The 3,084-nt window shown below is 46.7% G+C and carries 3 protein-coding genes and 1 pseudogene; 3 read left to right on the forward strand and 1 reads right to left on the reverse strand.

Annotated elements, in window-relative coordinates:
* Positions 1–25: 25 nt before the first annotated feature.
* Positions 26–205: pseudogene (locus tag PX481_RS12015) on the forward strand (hypothetical protein); the annotation flags it as partial.
* Here the strand turns inward: PX481_RS12015 and PX481_RS12020 are convergent.
* Positions 155–814 carry an SDR family oxidoreductase gene (locus PX481_RS12020; protein ID WP_002761432.1) on the reverse strand — a complete coding sequence of 220 codons (660 nt, stop codon included), beginning with the start codon at positions 812–814 and terminating at the stop codon, positions 155–157. The pseudogene PX481_RS12015 and the gene PX481_RS12020 sit on opposite strands and share 51 nt — an antisense overlap.
* A 124-nt stretch (positions 815–938) precedes the next feature.
* Between PX481_RS12020 and PX481_RS12025 the strand changes: the two genes are divergently transcribed.
* Positions 939–1,643 carry a DUF1997 domain-containing protein gene (locus PX481_RS12025; RefSeq protein WP_288094636.1) on the forward strand — a complete coding sequence of 235 codons (705 nt, stop codon included), beginning with the start codon at positions 939–941 and terminating at the stop codon, positions 1,641–1,643.
* Positions 1,644–1,795: 152 nt separating this feature from the next.
* The coding region (locus tag PX481_RS12030; protein WP_288094637.1) for a GTP-binding protein at positions 1,796–3,084 on the forward strand (1,289 nt) is incomplete at its 3' end.

Raw genomic sequence — 3,084 nt, forward strand, 5'->3', positions numbered from 1 at the left:
AACCCTTATATAGAAAAGCATTTAGCGATTTTTGTCAATTGTTTTTGCTCTAGAGCGAACTAATCAATTAAGTCTCTTGCCAGATAAGGATTTAGTCGATTTATGCCCCCCTATCGAACCATACCAAGTAACGAAGAACCTAACTGATTACTGTTTAGCCGACACTTTGAAACAATTGAGTCCAATCGAGATTGGGAGCATCTGAGGGAGCAACAATTTCGAGAATTTTATTGTTAGCGGCGGGATAAAATAGGGATTCTACGCAAACGGAAGCCACTTTTGTGCGGGGAATATTGCCCTCAGAAAGGGTATCGGCGGATGACATTTTAATGGCATTAAGGTTATCCTCGTTTTTCAGGCCGCCGGGGCGCACAATGGTGTAGGTTAAGCCACTCTTGATTAAATAGTCTTCCGCTTGTTTTTTCCAGAATAAAATTAACCAAAAGAGATTGAGGGGGTGGAAAAAGTTCGATACACAGAGGGAAGTAACGAGAACAAAATGCTCGATTCCTTTCTTTTTTGCGGCATCGATGAGATTTTTAGTTCCCAAGTAGTCCACTAACAAAGGTTCCGTGGGGTTAAAACTCGGTCTGGCTCCCGTGGCGCATAACAAAACGCTACAATCAGCGATTAGTGCCTCTAACTTATCGGCCTGTTGGACATCTCCGACGACGATTTCCACCCCTGCGGGCAAAATTTCCGCCGCTTTCTCGCGGTTTCTCACCAAAGCGCGGACGGGAATCTGACGTTCGACTAATTGGGCAACAATTCGCCGTCCCGTTTCCCCTGTGGCTCCTGCTACAAATGCTTTCATCGCTTCTTGACCTAATAGTTTTTAACAATACGTTACACTAATCTCGATTCTACAAATTTCCCTGATCCTTTGGCGGTTAATCCCCAAATGTTTCTAGTACTATCATTTGCCCAGTTTATAAGTCATGCAGCGTCCCCCCATTAACTCCCTAGCTCGCGAATCTGTAGAAGTCAAAGAAGACAATCAATTTCTCGGTTTTCAAACCCATTTTGCCGGATGTATGGATATGTATAGCAATCAGGACACGGTTGCCGATTATCTGGGCGCGCACGAAGGTTGGTTTTGTCGTTGTGCCGAACCGATGAAAACTCTGCCCTTCGGTGACAATGGTTATATTATCACCATCGGTAAATATGGAGCTTTTGGCTATGAACTGGAGCCGAAAATCGCTGTGGTTCTCGATCTGCCCGTCAATGGAGTCTATCATACTCGCAGTGTCCCCATTCCCGATCAACCGTTTTTGGGCTATCTAGTGGATTATCAGGCAATTATGAAACTAGAGGAAATGCCACTATCTTCTCCTAGTCAGGAAATTGAGGCAATTTTTCGGCAACAGGGACGGGATATTCCATCGGTTATCACCCAAGTCACTTGGGAACTGCGTATGGATGTTATGGTTAAGTTTCCCAAGTTTATTTATAAGATTCCCCGTCCCATTCTCCAAAAAACCGGTGATAAACTGTTGACGCAAATTGTTCGCCAAGTTTCCCCTCGCTTAACCTACAAAGTTCAAGAGGATTTTCACTCTAGCTTTAATTTACCCCTACCCCCTGCCTCCAGTCGTCTTTTCTATCGTCTCGACTCCTGTGAGGGTGGGTTGCTTGCCTAGGGTTTGGGGAGTCTGTCAACAGTAATCAGTAGAGCTTGCTGATGGGAAAGCAAGGAAAAATAAAGATTTGCTAACGGTGCTGGTCAGTCTAAGCTAGAATTATTAAGAAATGTTTACTTGTAAAAATAAACCTAAGACTACTTCAATATTTTATGTCTCTGCCTATCCGTAACGTTGCTATCATTGCTCACGTTGACCACGGGAAAACCACCCTCGTCGATGCACTCCTCAAACAGTCGGGAATCTTTCGAGAAGGGGAAGATGTACCCACCTGCGTCATGGATTCCAATGACCTCGAAAGAGAACGCGGTATCACCATTCTGGCCAAAAACACCGCCGTTCGTTACCAAGACACCCTGATTAACATCGTCGATACTCCCGGTCACGCCGACTTTGGTGGCGAAGTGGAACGGGTTTTAGGTATGGTGGACGGTTGTATCCTGATTGTCGATGCTAACGAGGGGCCGATGCCCCAAACCCGTTTTGTGCTGAAAAAAGCCCTAGAAAAGGGATTAAGACCGATTGTCGTGGTCAATAAAATCGATCGCCCTAACGTCGATCCTAACCTAGCCGTGGACAAAGTTTTCGATCTGTTTGTGGAACTGGGTGCCGATGACGACCAATGTGATTTTACTACTCTGTTCGCTTCCGGGATGCAAGGATTCGCCAAAGAAAGCCTCGAAGACGAAGACAAAGATATGCAGCCCCTCTTTGAAGCGATTTTACACCACGTTCCACCACCGGCCGGGGACGTTAACAAACCCCTACAGCTGCAAGTAACCACCCTCGATTACTCGGAATACTTAGGACGCATCGTTATCGGCCGCATCCATAACGGCGTAATTAAAGCTGGTCAACAGGCAGCTTTAGTAAAGGATACGGGCGCGGTTGTCAAGGGTAAAATAACAAAACTTCTTGGTTTTGAGGGCCTCAAACGGGTGGAACTAAACGAGGCCAGCGCCGGTAATATCGTTGCTGTGGCTGGTTTTGCCGACGCTAACATCGGGGAAACCGTAACTTTAGCCGATGACCCGCAAGCTTTACCCCTAATTAAAGTCGATGAACCGACCCTACAAATGACCTTCTCGGTGAACGATTCTCCCTTTGCCGGTCAGGAAGGCACTTTTGTCACCTCGCGGCAAATTCGCGATCGTCTAATGCGAGAATTAGAAACTAATGTCGCCCTGCGGGTGGAAGAAAGTGATTCTGCCGAGAAATTCCTGGTTTCGGGACGGGGGGAACTGCATTTAGGCATTCTCATCGAAACCATGCGTCGGGAAGGCTACGAATTCCAAGTATCGCAGCCGCAAGTTATCTACCGCGAAATTAACGGTCAACCCTGCGAACCCTACGAATACCTCGTTTTAGATGTACCCGAAGAAGCGGTGGGTTCCAGTATCGAACGTCTCGGCCAACGGAAAGGGGAAATGCAGGATATGCA

It is taken from the genome of Microcystis sp. M53603_WE2 (assembly GCF_030065435.1).